Below are 16,480 nucleotides of genomic sequence, written 5' to 3'. Positions count from 1 at the left end.
CAAGCCACTATTATGGCATGATTATACCATAATAAAGTTAAAGGGGTGGTTTATATGCCAAAGATTATTCCAATCAATGAGTTAAAGAATACGGCAAACATTTCCAAAATTGTACAGGAAAGTGATGAACCAGTTTTTTTTACAAAAAACGGTTATGGATCCATGGTTTTAATGAGTGTTGAAGTCTATGAAAGAGAAATTGCTAAAAATCAAATTGTGAAGATGATTAATGATTCCTTGAAAGATATAGAAAAGGATGATTTAAAAACTGATGGACCAATGCATATTAATGAAATGAAAGCAAAGTATGGAAATAAGTTATAAACTATTACCAAAAGCTAAATTTAAAGATATTTGTAAGTTTCTTAAAGGATACCCACTGATAATAAATGCTAGTTTATGAGTAACTATTACGCTTATATCAATAATATAGGTAAAAAAACGCAATGATTTCACATATTGATTGATTTGAGTACTCAATACCTATATTGCCAAAACCAGATAAAAAAAGTTTTAAAACAAAAATAATGTGTGAAAAAGAGTTTGAAATGATTATGTTATAATTTTGCTGAACCTTCTTTAGTATATATAAGTTAGAATGCATGCACTATTGCGAAACACTTTTAAAGGTACTCTACAGCGAACAAAAATGGCAAGAATAAATAAAACGGTATTGTATAACGAACAAAAAAATGATATCATTCAAGTATGAGGTGATAACTGTGATTAAAAGAGACTTGTACTTAACACAAATTAGACCGTTCATTCGAACGGATTTAATAAAGGTAATTATAGGGATTAGACGTTCTGGAAAATCCACTTTGATGAAGCAGATAATGGAAGAATTACGAGATGAAGGGATAAAAAATAATCAAATAATTTATCTGAACTTTGAGGATTATCGTATTAGAGAATACAAAGACAAAGATAAACTATACGACTATTTAGAATCTAATGTTCTAAGTGATTTAAAAACATATGTTTTTTTAGATGAAATACAAGAGGTAGAAAACTTTGAACAAGTTGTCAACTCACTCCATGCTACAAAAGATGTGGATATTTACCTAACAGGTTCTAACTCTAAAATGTTATCAGGCGAGTATGCAACATTACTAACAGGAAGGTATAAAAGTTTCAAAGTCTTTCCATTTTCTTATAAAGAGTTAGTTGAGTATCATCAAAAGAAAAGTAAGAAAGAAATATTTAAGGAGTTTATTAAGTATGGTGGATTCCCTGTTATACAAGGGTTTGATACAGAAGATCAAAAACGGTCTATCCTTATGGATTTATATGACTCTATTGTCATAAAAGATATTGTTAAGCGTCATAATATTTCAGGTGTTGATGCTTTAGATAAGTATATTAGCTACTTGTTAAATACCGTATCGTCAACATTTAGCGCTAAAAACATCATAAACTATTTTAAAAACGAGGGCAGAGTCATTAGTAAAGAAACACTGTATAATTATATTGGTCATGCAAAAGAAGTATTATTAATTTATTCTGCACAACGCTATGATTTAAAAGGCAAAAAACTACTAACAACTAATGAGAAATACTTTGTCAATGATCAGGGCTTAAGAGCAACTCGGTTTAACAATGAAAATGATATAGAAAAGATATTAGAAAATATCGTGTTCTTTGAACTGTTGAGAAGAGGCTATGAAGTAACTATAGGTAATATTGGGGATAAAGAAATCGATTTTATTGCGGTTAGAAACATGCAAAAAATTTATATTCAAGTTACTTATTTAATGGAGACGTTAAAAACAAGAGAAAGAGAGTTTGGTTCTTTAAATTTGATTAAAGATCAATATCCTAAATATGTGCTTTCATTAGATGAAGTAGATTTTTCGCAACAAGGAATTCAACATAAAAATATTATAGATTTTCTACTAGAATAAATATTAGAACTGAGTCTTAATTTCATATGTATAGTTGCACCTAAGATTGTTACAAAGAGCCGTATCATAAATAGGTGCAACTATCGTTACTAACCTCATAACAAAGGCGTTATGAGGTTTTGTTGTTTTTAGGAAATATTTAGTATTTGTTTTGAATAACGACATATCCGCGCTGTTTAATTGATTATTTTTTTAGTAGAATGTAATTTGGTGAAGTGTACTTTTTTCCTGATGTTAAATATGGTAACGGTGAAGCGGTTTTTAAACACTGGCAAATGAATAAAAAGGATCCTTATTTGTCTATGTTTAGTAACTATTTAGTCAATTAGGTAGCTAATGCAAAAATCATATTTATTCTATTACTGATTATAATCCTTTTATTCGGTGATGATATGATCAAAATGTATTCAATTATTACAATGATTGTCTCTGTTGGTATGTATTATTGGCGTTTACACCCACTGATTAAGACACTCGACCAAGCAAGGATATATTAATCCTAAAGGATATTCAAAAAAGCTTTTTCTTACGATTGCAGTTATACAAGTAGTATTGATTATATCACTCGTAGTTCATTTGTTTTGTAATATTTAACAGGTAAATAATTCCGAAAATCGTTCTGATCTATTTAAGAATTATTTTCGGTTTTAATTTGCTAAGATTGGATAAATTATGTGCTTTATTTACTTTCGGTAATTGATAGCGTAAAATAGAATTGACCAGTTCGGTCAATATCGGAGGTGAGTTGATGAATAAACATTTTTATAAACTAAGTAAAGACCAACAAAAAAAGATTTTAGATAGTGCTTACGAAGTCTTTACTGACACACCTTACGCGAAAGCAAGTACTAACACAATTGTCGTTAATGCAGGTATAAGCAAGGGAAAACTATTTTACTATTTCAAAGATAAGAGAACCTTGTTCAATCATCTTGTTCAGAAGGGAATAGAGTATATTAAAATACATTACATTGAACAACTTAAATTTGATGAGAAAGATTTTCTAAAACGATACATCAATGTTTCTCAAGTTAAGAAAAAAGCTTATGAACAAGAGCCGTATCTATTTAACTTTATGAGTTATATCTATTTGCATGAGATAGAGCAAATGTCACAATCACAACGCAAAATAATAGAAGAGTATCAATCTCTAGCTAGGACTCGTTTAAAAGAAAATGTTGATAAATCTCTATTTAGAGATGATATTGATGCGGATTTAGTTATGAAGTTACTTGTATATAATCTAGATGGATATGAGCGTGAGTTGACTGATAAATTCAAAACCATAGAGATAAAAAACGAAAACATGGAACCGTATTATCAAGAGTTCGAAAACTTAGTAAGCACTTTAAGAAAGTTATTTTATAAATAGGAGGCATTATGAAAATAATCGATGTGAAGAATGTATCTAAAAATTTCGGAAAAATACAAGCATTAAAAGAAGTTAATCTCACGGTGAATCAAGGTAATATTTATGGTTTTATCGGTCCGAATGGTGCTGGTAAGACAACGCTAATACGAGTTTTGCTTGGAATTTTAAAAGCAGATAAAGGACAAGCCGAAATGTTTGGTCAAGACGTTTGGCATGAGGCGGTGAATATTCACAAGTCTATTGCTTATGTACCAGGCGATGTTAAACTATGGCCGAATTTAACGGGTGGTGAAGTTATCGATATTTTAATTAGCATGAGAAACAATCAAAAAAGCGATAAAAAGGATACTTTGATTAAAAAATTCGATTTAGATACGAGTAAAAAATGTCGTTCATACTCAAAAGGGAATCGTCAAAAAGTTGCCCTTATAGCGGCGCTTGCTAGTCATGCGGAAGTCTTTATTCTTGATGAACCAACAAGTGGGTTGGATCCTCTCATGGAAAGAGTGTTTCAAGAGGAAATTTTCGAGCTCAAAAAGCAAGGTAAGACGGTTTTTCTATCAAGCCATATCTTAAGCGAAATTGAGAAACTGTGTGACTATGTGAGCATTATTCGCGATGGTGAGATTATTGAATCTGGAAAACTCGAAGATCTAAGACATTTAACCCGAACAGCTATAACCTTAAAATCAGAAGATACTATTAAAGACTTAGAACACGTAAAAGGTATTCATGAGTATAACGTTGAAAATGGTGTATACACTTTTCAAGTTGAAACAAAATCGTTAGATGCCTTAATTAAGCATCTTGGACAATATACTATCACTAAGTTTGAAAGCAATCCACCCACTTTAGAAGATTTATTTATGCGTCATTATCAAGGGGTGTAAAGATGCAAACGAAACTGTTTTACAATACAAAAAACATTTTAATGACTGTGCTTCGAAAAGAGAAGATAAAAATTGCGTTATGGGTAATGTTAATCAGTGGATTTGTCATTGGTGTTAGCCATGCATATCCTGCATTATTTCCGAATCCAGAAGAATTAATCGGTTTAGCAGAAGCCATGCAAAATCCAATGATGGTGGCTATGTTTGGACCCGTATATGACCCTGAAAATTATACGACAGCTCAATCATTAGGAAATCAAATGTTAATTTTCAGTATGCTTTTTTCAGCAATTATGAGCATCGTTATCGTGGCGCAGTTTACACGTGGTGATGAGGAAGAAGGCATATTAGAACTGATACAATCTTTACCAGTGGGCCGATTAAGCAATACCTTGTCAACAGTCATTATTATTGTAGCTATGAACGTGGTAATAGCGATTCTTATTGGCTTTGGATTAGCACTTGTACCCGATGATAGCATGACTTTTATGGGCTCGATGACATTTGGATTATCAATTGGTACTACAGGTATTTTAGTTGCGAGTATGGTGCTGATTATAGCTCAGTTATTCGAAAATAATCGAACTGTTATGGGGTTAAGCTTTTTAGTTTTAGGTGTGATGTATATTTTAAGAGGTATTGGGGATTTATCTGGTAATGTTTTAATTTGGATTATTCCTTTTAATTGGCCAGCACGTGTAGAAGTATATATCAACAACTATAATTATCTAAATCTTCTTACTATCGTGTTTACGGGTTTATTATTTATTTTTGCTTTTTATTTAAATGCGAGACGTGATCTAGAATCAGGATTAATCGCTCAAAAAAAGGGCAAAGAATCAGCGTCTAACACGCTTAAAACCCCTCTTGGATTTGTTTTAAGATTGTTAAGACCCGCAATGATCGCTTGGGTTGTTACGCTCTTTATTCTCGGCCTTACATATGGGTCTATATTTGGAGATTTAGACACGTTTATTGAAGGAAGTGATATTTTTGAGGAAATGTTACCTGGGGGTGATTTCCCGTTAAATGTTCAATTTATGAGCATTATTATGATGGTTGTTGCCATTACCGCTGGCATCGGACCCATTATGTTTCTTAACCGTTTAGCAAGTGAGGAAAAGAAAAACCATACTGAACATATTTACTCAAAGAGTATATCAAGAATGAGGATGTTGACTATTTTTACTGGTATTGCCATGATTAGTAGCGTTATACTCCTATTTTTAGGATCTCTAGGTATGATTAGTGGAATTATTGCTTCTATGGATGATCCAATAGAAACTAGCCTTATACTTCAAGCCGGGTTTGCTTACTTACCAGCGTTATTATTTATGATTGGGTTAAGTGTATTGATTTTAGGATTCTATCCTAATCGAACAGGATTAATCTGGGTTTATTTTGGCTATTCTTTCTTTTCTGTTTATATGGGAAATGTTATTGGTCTTCCCGATATTTTCAAGCAATTAACACCGTTTGGATATGTCGATCAACTTCCGATAGAAGACTTTAGAGTTTTGCCAACAATCATTCTTCTGCTACTAGCAACGATAATGACTATAAGCGGTTTTCTTGGATACAAACGTAGAGATTTAATAGGATAATCAGAACTCATTTTATGGTTCGGTGTATGTAACAAAGTCAATAATAAAATATATTGTGTGGAGGAACTATGTTAGAAGTTAATAATGTTGAACTAAAGTACGGTGATTTTATCGCGGTACACCATTTAAATTTTTCGATTAAGCCGGGTGAAATATTCGGATTACTAGGCACAAATGGTGCAGGTAAAACAACAACGTTTAGAGTTATTATGGGATTATTGGAGCCATCAAAAGGCAATGTTCGTTATTTTGGAGAAACAGTTGGCTATCACAATGTCGACGAAATCGGATACATGATTGAAGAACGATCGCTTTTAACGAAGCTTACAGTTAAGGAATTATTACTATATTTTGGACAATTGAAAAGTATGCCCAAGGCAATGATTATCAAACGTTTAGAGTATTGGTTAGATTATTTTGACATCAGTGAGTACAAAGAGAAAAAAATTAAAGAGTTATCTAAGGGAAACCAACAAAAGATTCAATTTATCTCAGCGATTATAAACGAGCCAAAACTGCTTGTCCTCGATGAACCTTTTAGTGGTTTAGATCCGATCAATACAGATTTATTTGTAAAAGTGATCAGAGAGTTTCAAGAAAAAGGTGCAATGATTGTATTTTCTTCACATCAACTGGATCATGTCGAATCGTTTTGTGAAAAAATTGTTGTTTTAGAAAAAGGGCAAGCCATTATTGAAGGATACATCAAACAGGTAAAAGATGATTTTGAAAAGCTGACCATCAATATCGATGCAGATGTTGATATCGATGAGCTAAGCCAATTGTTAGGTGTTTATGAGGTGAAGAAGAATACGAATGGTATACAAGTGAGAATTGAGTCAAATAATTATATTCAAGGCGTGTTTGATTATGTTAAAACATGTAATAACATTATGCGTTTTGAAGTTGAACAAGCCTCACTAAGTGAAATATTTGTCTCGAAAGTAGGTGGCGTACGTGAAAAAGTTTAAATTTTTGATTTTTCATGGGTTAAAAAGACGCCTTTTTAAGAAGAGTTTTGTTATTACTAATGTTATTTTAGGTTTATTGATTGTAGGATTAGTAAACGTACCTGCTATTATAAGTTTGTTTGATTCCGATGAAGAAACTATTCAACCTTATGTTATTGTAATCAATCAAACAACAGATGAAAATTATCCCCTTGAAACAACACTGGTTGACTATTTTAACCGAGCTTATGAAGATGATGTTTATGTTATCTATCCTTCAACATTACCATCAAGTGAAGCGTTTTGGGAGACTGAGAACTTAGAGGTTATGCTTATTTTTACAGGGGATTTAACACAACCGGATATTGAAGTGTATATTAAAGAAGACACAATCCAAAACTTTGTTCTGGCTAATATTCAATCATTCTTAAACGATTATCAAGGGATACAATATGCGAATTATACATTTGCTCAAGGCCCAAGCACAAGAGAACCTGGTGAGGGGATTGATCCAGATACAAGAATGTTTGTGGAAGGAATTATTACAGTTTTGATGTTGCCGGTTTTCATACTAATTATATTAACGACACAGTTTTTAGGTGTTGATATTATCGAAGAGAAGTCGACTAAGGCCATTGAAACGATTATTTCAAGCGTGCCAGCTAAAATCCACTTTCTGTCGAAAATTATTGTTAATATAAGCTTTCTAGTCGCACAATCGATGTTTTTGTTGCTTTTTGGTGTGATCGGTTTCTTAATAAGTTTGCTCCTACAAAGTGGTTTAGATATCGATGCCATGTCATTACTAGCTGAGTTTGCACAACGTGTTCCCAATTGGCCGGGTATCTTAGTTTCATTAGTCAGCTTTATGATTCTTGGTACATTGTTTTATTTAACATTAGCAGCTTTAGTTGCTGCTATTGCAACCACGCAAGAGGATTACCAACAATTTCAGGCACCCCTTATATTCACCCTGCTTGGGGGCTTTTATATCGCTATCTTTTTGCCGATTATCGGTCTTGATTCAGCGATTAGAGTGTTTGCCTATATCCCTTTATTTAGTCCACTTGTAGCACCAGTAGCATTTGCGACAGGGGTAATTAGTGGCTTAGAAATTGTTATCATTTTTGTTTTATTAATCGGTTTTGTTGTACTCTTTATGTACATAATATCTCCTATTTATCGTGTTGCGATACTTTCTTATGAAGAAACGAAATTTTTAAAACGTATTTCGTTTTATGTAAAAAAAGCATTTTTTGCTAATAAATGATGGTAAAAAGCTTATATACGCGTTTTTATTAGTTAAGCAAATCTTTTGCTTTAATACATTACTATAATATAGTATGTAGAGTATACTTGCCTACAGGGAGGGAATAAAGTGGAGAAGTTTATTGAAACTTTAGAACGTTATTTAAAGAGAAACGCAAAGGACAAAGCGCATCAGTTTGTAGATGCGTCAATTGATTCATTAGAAGATTTGCATTATTTTTATGAAACCGTGATTCCAAAGATTCTTAATAACATTGATTGTGCCGAGAATGATGCGGCATGTATTTGGTTAGAACATCAAATGAGTGCGATTGTGCGCAGTTTAATCGAAACAAGCTATTTAAAAGTCATTAAAATGAAGTTTTCTCAAAAGAATCCAAAACGGGTTATTATAGCATGTACTCAAGATGAAACGCATGAACTTGGTGCTGTGATTGGTGCGAACTTATTTGAAATTTACGGTTTTAATACAACCTATATTGGGGCTAACACCCCACTATTTACTTTGAAAAACGCACTTGATGTTGTAAATCCTGATTATTTAGTCTTAAGTGTTACTAACGCGTATAATTTATTCACCTTAAATAAATTATTATCGGTTTTAAAAAAGGATTATCCCAACTTAACCATAATCGGTTCAGGTAGAGGTACAACCACGTATCAAAATAAACTTATGTGTGATCACTATATTAAAACATCTAGTGATCTTAAAGCCTTCATGAAAAAGGAGGGCATAACATGTTCGCGTTAAGTGTAGCTTGGCGATTTTTAACTCACTCAAAACTGCAAACACTACTCATTGCCTTAGGGATTGGTGTTGGCGTTAGTGTCCAAATCTTTATTGGTGGGATTATAACAGGATTACGTGAAGATTTATTAAATACAACCATTGGTAATAGCTCTCATGTTACTATTAGCGCAGTAGAACGAGGTATTTTTATTGATGACGATCAAGCGTTATATACTTTAATAAGCAATATCGATGACAATATTCGTGTCGTTAACCCGGTTTTAGAATACCCTGGAAACATTGTTACGGATCAAACAGACCCGATTATAGTCCGTGCATTTAACTTTGAATCTGCTGAAAAAATGTATCAGTTAGACGAGAAGTTATTGGAAGGTAGATTTCCAGAAAATCATTCAGAAATCATGCTTGGAATCGATTTAGTTCAAACATTAAACCTAACTTTAGGTGATGAAATAGAGGTTATCTTTGTTTTAAACAATGTTCCGCAAACAAAATCCTTGAACTTAGTAGGCGTTTTTGATTTTAAAGTTTCGGCAATTAATCAACGTTGGTTGTTGACGAGTTTGCCTATTGCACAAGCATTTTTAGATATCAACGGAGTTTCTTTAATAGAAATGCAACTAGACGATGTTTTTGCTTCGCAATCTGTTCTAAATACATTGGACAGTAGTTTAGGAAATGACTTTAATATAACCGAGTGGCAAAGTGAGAACCAAGCCTTATTAAGCGGTCTTGAAGGCCAAAATACTTCCGGGTTAATGATTCAGGTTTTTGTCTTAATTTCAGTTTTACTAGGTATTGCTAGTGTTTTAGCAATTACGGTGGTACAAAAGTCTAAGCAGTTAGGTATATTAAAAGCCATGGGCATTAAAGATAATCAAGCGCGACTGATCTTTTTATATCAAGGGGCTATCTTAGGACTCTTTGGTGGAATCTTAGGAATCTTAATAGGCCTTGGACTATCAGAAAGTTTTAGCGCATTCGCTTTAAACCCAGATGGTACACCAATACTGGAACTCATTATAACACCAAGTTTTATGTTTTTAAGTGCAACACTGGCCATCCTTGCAGCAATAGTTGCATCCTTAATCCCTGCTAGAAGAAGTGGTAAGTTAACCGTTATCGAGGTGATACGCAATGGCTAATATTTTAACGTTAAGCAACATTAGAAAAACCTACGGTACCGTCGTTAAAACAGAGGTTTTACATGGTATTAACTTAGATATACAAGAACATTCATTTAATGCGATTATCGGGCAAAGTGGTAGTGGAAAAAGTACATTGATGAACATTATCGGCACACTTGACACCCCATCTGAAGGCACAATTAAAATATTAAACAAAGAAGTAAGTACTATGAAGCCTAAAGAACTTGCGTTATTGAGAAATGAAACGATTGGGTTTATCTTTCAACATCATTATTTACTACCAGAGTTTACAGCAATAGAAAATATCTTAATGCCTGCAAGAATTAAGAAAAATATCTTAACAAAAGAGACGTTAGACTATGCGAACGAACTAATAGATTTTGTCGGATTGTCTCATGTAAAAAACAATAAGGCAACCGATATGAGTGGTGGCCAAATGCAACGTGTCGCTATTGCACGAGCCCTTTTGAATAAACCTAAAATTATTTTAGCGGATGAACCAACTGGAGCACTTGATAGTGATACAACAGAACAAGTTTATACACTGTTAAGAGAGATTCATAAGCAATACCAAACAACATTTATTATCATTACTCATGATAAGAAGATAGCTGAAAAAGCTGATCGTATGATTGAAATTAAAGATGGTCATGTAATTTTGGATATTACTGTGAGTCCTAAGAATTAGAAAATCAATGTACGTTAAATTAATGACAATAATAAAAATGGACCTGATAATCTTTCGCTCTTTTTGGAGCGTCCGTTTATCAGGTCCTTTTATTTACGAAATGCTTATTAATCAAGTAGATTATAAGCATCATCGACGATAGATAGTTTTTTTGCGATATAGCCACCATCTTCAATGGTATCAATGATTTGATTCGCAAAGGATAAGTCATCATCAAAACGAATTCTAGCAAATTGCTTAGCGATATCAATATCAACCTCGATGACACATATCCGGTCTAATAATGCAGAGATGTGATTGATACACGATGCACAATGCATGCGTCATACTTTTGCTTTTTTGGATGGATAATAATAAGCGCAATAATCATGACTCTTGGTTTTCTTTATACTTTTATAACCTATGCTAATGTAAATATGCAGTTTAGTAATACTAATAAGTTTCCGATTAAAAGTAATCAATGCTATTCTCAAACCTATCTACAAAGAGAAATGGGTTATAACATGGTTCAAAATGATAGGATATTTATATCTAATCTCTTAAAAATTAACGTTTACTAACATCATAAGGTTCACCAACAGCACGTGGTGCTTGTGATTTTTTAGAGGTGAATGCTAGTATGATAAGCGTTGCTATATAAGGAATCATCGAATACATTAACGATGGGAATCCTAGATTGTTTAAAATTGGAATTAATATGACTGCATCAGACAATTTAAGTAAGAATCCAAATAATATAGCCACAGCAAACACTCTACCTGCACGCCATTGACCACTTATTAAAACTGCTAATGCTAAAAATCCATATCCAGATACACTTGCATTAAATGTTGTAGTCGTTGCAACAATTAATATAACGCCCCCTAGTCCAGCTAAGAACCCAGAGATAATAACACCTGCATAGCGGATATGATAAACATTAACGCCTGCAGCATCTGCAGCATGTGGATGTTCACCACAAGAACGCAAACGTAGACCAAAACGTGTTTTATAGAGTACGATTGCCCCAATCAAAAATATAGTTAATCCAAGAAATGTAGATAGATAAACATTTGTAAATAAGATTGGACCAATTAGAGGGATACTGCTTAATATGCCCATATTGGCAATTCGGAAGTTGTCTGTAAAGTTTAACTGTTGTGTCCCTGTTGCAAAACGTGCGATAAAAATCGCAAATGCTGGCGCCATTAGATTAAGCGCAGTACCACTTATAATCTGATTAGCACTCATTGATACAGATGCATAGGCATGTAGTATTGAATAAACCGCACCGACAATACCACCTAGTAAAATACAAAAGATGAAAACCCATTGTCCATCAATGCCACGGCCTTGTAAAAGGTACATGGTGAATATCCCAACAAAAGCACCCATTAACATAATACCTTCTAAAGCAATGTTTACCACACCACTTCGTTCTGAATAAAGTCCGCCTAAAGCAACAAGCATCAAAGGAATTGAGCTGTATAAAGTTAGTCTCATAACAAAGTAAAATGATCGCATCGATGGGAATAATATCACTTGCTATAGATGCGACTAAGTTTGCGCCGCTATAAGAATAAGGGGATACAAGGATAAACCAGTTTAGTTCATCATTTATTTGATAGTTCGTATTAAAGGTTAAATTGATGACAGAGCCATCAATCGTATTTAATCTTCTTAGTACAGTCGATTCGTTAGTCATCATGCTCAATGTCTCAAGCCATCCTATACCTGAACCACCAGGACTACAACTTAAATCTAAAATTACATGAGTAATAATGCTATCTTCGTTAATTTGATCTAAATAGCGTTTAATAACTGTGCCAGTATCTCTCGTAAAACTTTTTATGTGAATCATAGCTGTATCATTATCGATTTTTTCCCAGCCTGTTCGTCTATTATTACAATAACTTCTTATATTATCAATGGCTTCTAATCTAACGGTTCTTCTAGATTGATTTATATATTCAGGAGTCGACGCAGTATAATCTGTATCATCAAGATATAAATTACTATTTATAATGGAAGTATGCAAATCATCGAGGTGAGTTAAAAGATGACGCAAAGTTTGATAATGCGTTTTAGGGTCCATTAAGTCTTCATAAAAAGGGGCTATAAACATTTCTCCAGTGATTTCTTTAAACTGAGATAATCCATAAAAATAATCAAAAAATAGTCTCATATATTGATAGGTTGATTCTAATATTTCAATTGGAACTTCAAAATTACGTAAATAAGTTGAGGGAAATTCGGTTCCGTCATTCCAATAGCCAAAATAAACTGTATCATAATTATAATGCGTATGTAGTAGCATAGGATTAAAAACTAACACCGCTAAGTGAAAAGGCATGTATATTTTTCCATCTGTTTGCTCAATTGTAAACGCATAGTCGTTTAAATTAATTGAGTATCCTTCGGTAGCGTCCCTTGTATAATCTGTAATTGTAATATGATTATAAGTTGTTTTAAGTGCAAAATCTATTTGCGAAAAAAAGCGCCATCTACATAGATTTCATTTATGTTTGCATCAAGTTCAGCTTGATAGTTAAACTCGTATTCAAAATTATACATATGTTCATGGGTAATTATAATTTTAGATTCAATAATTTCAGTACTTAACTTAAGATCTGAATCTAAACTGTCTAAAATGGCTATGTACATCTCAATATCAAGATAGGGTAATGGATTTTCATCAAAATAATAAATTGGCATCTTATCTGGAAAATAACCGTAAATTTCTGAAAATACAAACACCTCAACATCTCTTACATCTGATAAACTTTTTGCTGGAATAATATAAGGTGTTTCTTCTTGGCTATTATTACAGGCATAAATAAACCCTAGTAATAGTAGATGTATAACTAATAGTATCTTTTTCATTTTAACGCCCCTCACATAAGTTTAGTATACTATAGTTTATATAATCATAAAATTTATGATATTTGATGTTAATTTTTATAAAATCTTACGTTTTAAAAGCTATGAATCTAAATCTTCATTATTTTTTATAAAGCTAGTATCATTGTATAACTGTTATAGCCTTTAGGATTATTCCTTCTTGTATAAACATTTTTAAATCCTAGTTTTTCATAATTTGCATCTTCATCTAATTTATATGTAATCATAAAGTCACACCACGGTTTAATGTTGTGATAACTATTAATAATAAACAATAATATTTTAACATCAAAAAAGGGTTACATGAAAATTATCATAAAACCTGATTATTTATCAGACTCTAAAATGAGTTTAAACCCTCTATAAAATAAGTATCCAATGATAATCATTGTTCCAATATTATCAATCCAATAACGTGTCTCAATATTAGAAAATAGTAATACTGAAAATAAAGCAATAAATACATTAACATCAACAATCGTTTTTGCTTGATATAGCTTTCCTTGTGTATCCATAACCGCATGTGGCGTTTCTTTATTAAATAATGTATATCGAACAGCAAAATAGCCATTAAAAATAATCCCAATTCCTGAAACACTAAGCCCTATAATCACATTACCTTCAGGATAAACTGGGTGCATTAAGTTTTGAATAAGTAAAAAACTAAGGATCATTGAAGATAACCAAAGAACAATACCTGAAGCTAAATAGATCATATATTTATATCGGTTATCTTTAGCTTGATTACGACTATTTTCAAGTTTTTTGTAAGTCCAAAGGGCTAAAACTAATACAAATAGTTCTGTAGTTCTTCTTATAAAATCTGCGAATTGCGTTGTAGATGTGTTCATAGTTAAAGCTATGATCAATACAAAGGGTCCAAATGCGCTAAATATTACAGATAACCATAAAGTTCTTTGTCTAGAGTTTTTCATCATAACCCTCCCATTATCCAAATAAACATCCAGTTAAGTCCGTATAAAACACTTGCAACGCCTAAGGGAATCCATAGCGTATCTAATCCTTTTTTACTATAAGCTTCAATGCTTGTTGCAACAACGGCTATTACAACCGCACTGATTAAAGCAACCCACCAGGGTTCAAAGGCATAAAAAAGCACCATAAAAAATACAACAATGGCAACACTTATTGACATGGTTACACTCCCCAACCAAGTTTTATTAGGATCAACACCGGGTGAGTTTAATTTTCTCTTTCCCAAATATTTGCCAAATATAGCTGCAATCGCATCACCAATGCCCCAGCTCATAACAGCAATTACGACATGGGTGTAACTAGCGTTTGGTAATAGGCCACCAAAAAGTGTAAATAATAATGCAAAAACCCCCATTGCCATCAGTAAAGAACGTTTCATTTCCCCACCCAACTTATCTCGGTCTACAAAAAATTTATTATAGTTTGGGGCTTTTTCAATTAACCACATCATAAAGAAAATAAAGGTTCCAAAAATTACAATCATGATCACCACGTCAACCCATTCATGACCACGTTCAGAAAAAATGAAAATACTACTTGCGAAACCAATGTGTTGAAACTTTCTTACAAGTTCAATAGGAACACGTAAAAGAGATTTTAAAATTACTGGAATCAAGGCTAAAATTAAGCCGAAATATAATACCACTATAAGCATGGTAATGAAAATATCCATTAGAATCCCTCATTTCTCTATTAATAGAAGCCTTATACCATGATTATAGTTTATCAAGTCTGTAAAGTAAATGAATGCTCTAATTAGTACCGTAACAATCAAACGTTATCCAAGGCTTAAACACAGTTGGCTGTAATTTTAAAATAGTGAATATAAATTTTGTGTGTTTTGTTAAGCTTAAGAATCTTACACTATATAGATATAATAAAAAGGGTTTCGCAACTAAGCAAAACCACTAATTAATAGGATGTATTGTCTAAATAATAAATTTAAATTGCTACTATTTTGGATTTATAGGAATGAAGACTCTTGATTCTAGTTCTTTATCTAACATATATAACCCAGCATCTTTTACTAACTTAACCTTTTCAATTAATCTAGAAAAATTATCTTCTTCTTCAACCTGTTCATCAACATACCACTTAAGCAAACTTATGGTAGGATAATCTTTTTCTTCTTCAGCCAAATGCATTAAGTTGTGAATGCGTTTTGTTACTTCTTTTTCATGAGCTAATGAAGTTTCTAATACTTCCAAAATAGAATTATAATCATTTTTTGGAGCAGGCCAATTTGTAATTTCAACCCTTCCTCCAAGATTATTAATAAAATCCATGAATTTTTGTGCATGAGCCATTTCTTCTTGAAATTGAATGTCATACCAATTAACGAAACCATCTAATGATAATGTTTCCAAATAATTTTTCATGGCCAAATAAACAAATGCTGACTCAATTTCAAAATTAATTTGGGTGTTAATAGCTTTTTCCAACGTTTTATTCATTCAAATCACTCCTTCTTAGTCAGTATATCACGGAGTTAAATAATAATAAAAATATAAGCATAATAACTATTTAATTACACACTTGCACTTAATTACTTAAGTTATTGAAGGTTTTTTCCTAATTCGTAATAGAACGCTTGTATAAAAGATATAATTATGGCATTATTACGAATAGATTAGCTATCTATATAGTAAATCGAATAAAGGACTTCAATTGACGATTAGGAGGTATATAGTGATTTATTACATTGTAGTTATACTATTTATGAGTATACTAACATTTATTACCTATGGTATTGATAAATATAAAGCCATCAAACATAAGCGACGTATATCTGAAAAGTCGTTACTTTTTTTAGGGTTACTCTTAGGTGGGATTGGCGCTTTCTTAGCGATGATTACATTTAGACATAAGACAAATAGACTAAAATTCAAACTACTTAATTTGCTTTTTATAATTTTACATGTTTTGATTGGTATCTATCTAAATACCTTAGGAGTTTAAGTCTTTAATCAACTATTCAAATAATGTTTATTTATCTAAGTAGAGTAAAAACGACAGGTTGCGATTAAA

The 16,480-nt window shown here is 32.3% G+C and carries 17 protein-coding genes and 1 pseudogene; 11 read left to right on the top strand and 7 right to left on the bottom strand.

All coding sequences use genetic code 11. The features are described from left to right. Nucleotides 1-54 precede the first annotated feature (54 nt). The 10 genes from ACHAJD_RS08440 (at nucleotide 55) to ACHAJD_RS08395 (ending at nucleotide 10,576) form a co-directional block, all read left to right on the top strand. On the top strand, nucleotides 55-324 hold the full coding sequence (locus ACHAJD_RS08440; RefSeq protein WP_435585425.1) for a type II toxin-antitoxin system Phd/YefM family antitoxin: 270 nt from the start codon (nucleotides 55-57) through the stop codon (nucleotides 322-324). Nucleotides 325-722: 398 nt separating this feature from the next. Beyond that, on the top strand, nucleotides 723-1,904 hold the full coding sequence (locus ACHAJD_RS08435) for an ATP-binding protein (protein ID WP_435585424.1): 1,182 nt from the start codon (nucleotides 723-725) through the stop codon (nucleotides 1,902-1,904). Nucleotides 1,905-2,652: 748 nt separating this feature from the next. Continuing rightward, complete coding sequence (locus ACHAJD_RS08430; RefSeq protein WP_435585423.1) at nucleotides 2,653-3,276, top strand: TetR/AcrR family transcriptional regulator; 624 nt, start codon at nucleotides 2,653-2,655, stop codon at nucleotides 3,274-3,276. A gap of 8 nt (nucleotides 3,277-3,284) precedes the next feature. Then, the gene (locus ACHAJD_RS08425; RefSeq protein WP_435585422.1) at nucleotides 3,285-4,166 is read left to right on the top strand and encodes an ABC transporter ATP-binding protein; all 882 of its coding nucleotides are present in this window, start codon (nucleotides 3,285-3,287) and stop codon (nucleotides 4,164-4,166) included. A gap of 2 nt (nucleotides 4,167-4,168) precedes the next feature. Next, nucleotides 4,169-5,770, top strand: coding sequence for an ABC transporter permease (locus ACHAJD_RS08420; protein WP_435585421.1), 1,602 nt, complete (start codon nucleotides 4,169-4,171; stop codon nucleotides 5,768-5,770). A 68-nt stretch (nucleotides 5,771-5,838) separates the two neighbouring features. Continuing rightward, a complete protein-coding gene (locus ACHAJD_RS08415; RefSeq protein ID WP_435585420.1) occupies nucleotides 5,839-6,741 on the top strand; it encodes an ABC transporter ATP-binding protein in 903 nt (300 codons plus the stop codon). Then, nucleotides 6,728-7,990 (top strand): ABC transporter permease, encoded by a 1,263-nt coding sequence (locus ACHAJD_RS08410; RefSeq protein WP_435585419.1) that lies wholly within the window; start codon nucleotides 6,728-6,730, stop codon nucleotides 7,988-7,990. The genes ACHAJD_RS08415 and ACHAJD_RS08410 overlap by 14 nt, the downstream gene beginning before the upstream one ends. A gap of 108 nt (nucleotides 7,991-8,098) precedes the next feature. After that, nucleotides 8,099-8,740 carry a cobalamin B12-binding domain-containing protein gene (locus ACHAJD_RS08405; protein ID WP_435585418.1) on the top strand — a complete coding sequence of 214 codons (642 nt, stop codon included), beginning with the start codon at nucleotides 8,099-8,101 and terminating at the stop codon, nucleotides 8,738-8,740. Then, nucleotides 8,728-9,885: an ABC transporter permease gene (locus ACHAJD_RS08400; protein ID WP_435585417.1), complete on the top strand. Its 1,158-nt coding sequence runs from the start codon at nucleotides 8,728-8,730 to the stop codon at nucleotides 9,883-9,885. Before ACHAJD_RS08405 ends, ACHAJD_RS08400 begins: the two co-directional genes overlap by 13 nt. Then, entirely contained in the window at nucleotides 9,878-10,576 is a 699-nt protein-coding gene (locus ACHAJD_RS08395) for an ABC transporter ATP-binding protein (protein WP_435585416.1), read from the top strand. The genes ACHAJD_RS08400 and ACHAJD_RS08395 overlap by 8 nt, the downstream gene beginning before the upstream one ends. A 107-nt stretch (nucleotides 10,577-10,683) precedes the next feature. Here the strand turns inward: ACHAJD_RS08395 and ACHAJD_RS08390 are convergent, their stop codons facing one another. From ACHAJD_RS08390 to ACHAJD_RS08360, 7 genes and pseudogenes are all read right to left on the bottom strand, one after another. Beyond that, nucleotides 10,684-10,896: a heavy-metal-associated domain-containing protein gene (locus tag ACHAJD_RS08390; RefSeq protein WP_435585415.1), complete on the bottom strand. Its 213-nt coding sequence runs from the start codon at nucleotides 10,894-10,896 to the stop codon at nucleotides 10,684-10,686. A gap of 226 nt (nucleotides 10,897-11,122) precedes the next feature. Next, entirely contained in the window at nucleotides 11,123-12,079 is a 957-nt protein-coding gene (locus ACHAJD_RS08385) for an ABC transporter permease (protein ID WP_435585414.1), read from the bottom strand. Nucleotides 12,080-12,116: 37 nt separating this feature from the next. Continuing rightward, nucleotides 12,117-12,416 (bottom strand): annotated as a pseudogene (locus ACHAJD_RS08380) (S41 family peptidase); the annotation flags it as partial. 620 nt (nucleotides 12,417-13,036) lie between these two features. Beyond that, nucleotides 13,037-13,438 carry a hypothetical protein gene (locus ACHAJD_RS08375; protein WP_435585413.1) on the bottom strand — a complete coding sequence of 134 codons (402 nt, stop codon included), beginning with the start codon at nucleotides 13,436-13,438 and terminating at the stop codon, nucleotides 13,037-13,039. 344 nt (nucleotides 13,439-13,782) lie between these two features. After that, entirely contained in the window at nucleotides 13,783-14,391 is a 609-nt protein-coding gene (locus ACHAJD_RS08370; RefSeq protein ID WP_435585412.1) for a cation efflux transmembrane domain-containing protein, read from the bottom strand. After that, nucleotides 14,391-15,125, bottom strand: coding sequence for a phosphatidate cytidylyltransferase (locus tag ACHAJD_RS08365; protein WP_435585411.1), 735 nt, complete (start codon nucleotides 15,123-15,125; stop codon nucleotides 14,391-14,393). Before ACHAJD_RS08365 ends, ACHAJD_RS08370 begins: the two co-directional genes overlap by 1 nt. Before the next feature lie 280 nt (nucleotides 15,126-15,405). Continuing rightward, nucleotides 15,406-15,906 carry a ferritin gene (locus ACHAJD_RS08360; protein WP_435585410.1) on the bottom strand — a complete coding sequence of 167 codons (501 nt, stop codon included), beginning with the start codon at nucleotides 15,904-15,906 and terminating at the stop codon, nucleotides 15,406-15,408. Nucleotides 15,907-16,141: 235 nt separating this feature from the next. Here ACHAJD_RS08360 and ACHAJD_RS08355 point away from each other — a divergent pair, with 235 nt between their 5' ends. Next, the gene (locus ACHAJD_RS08355; protein ID WP_435585409.1) at nucleotides 16,142-16,411 is read left to right on the top strand and encodes a DUF1294 domain-containing protein; all 270 of its coding nucleotides are present in this window, start codon (nucleotides 16,142-16,144) and stop codon (nucleotides 16,409-16,411) included. Nucleotides 16,412-16,480: the final 69 nt, after the last annotated feature.

This window comes from Liberiplasma polymorphum, from assembly GCF_043951795.1.
GTDB classification, from domain to species: Bacteria; Bacillota_I; Bacilli_A; order Izemoplasmatales; family Izemoplasmataceae; genus Liberiplasma; species Liberiplasma polymorphum.
Note: the sequence above shows the minus strand (reverse complement) of the source record. Positions and strands in the feature narration are given on the sequence as shown.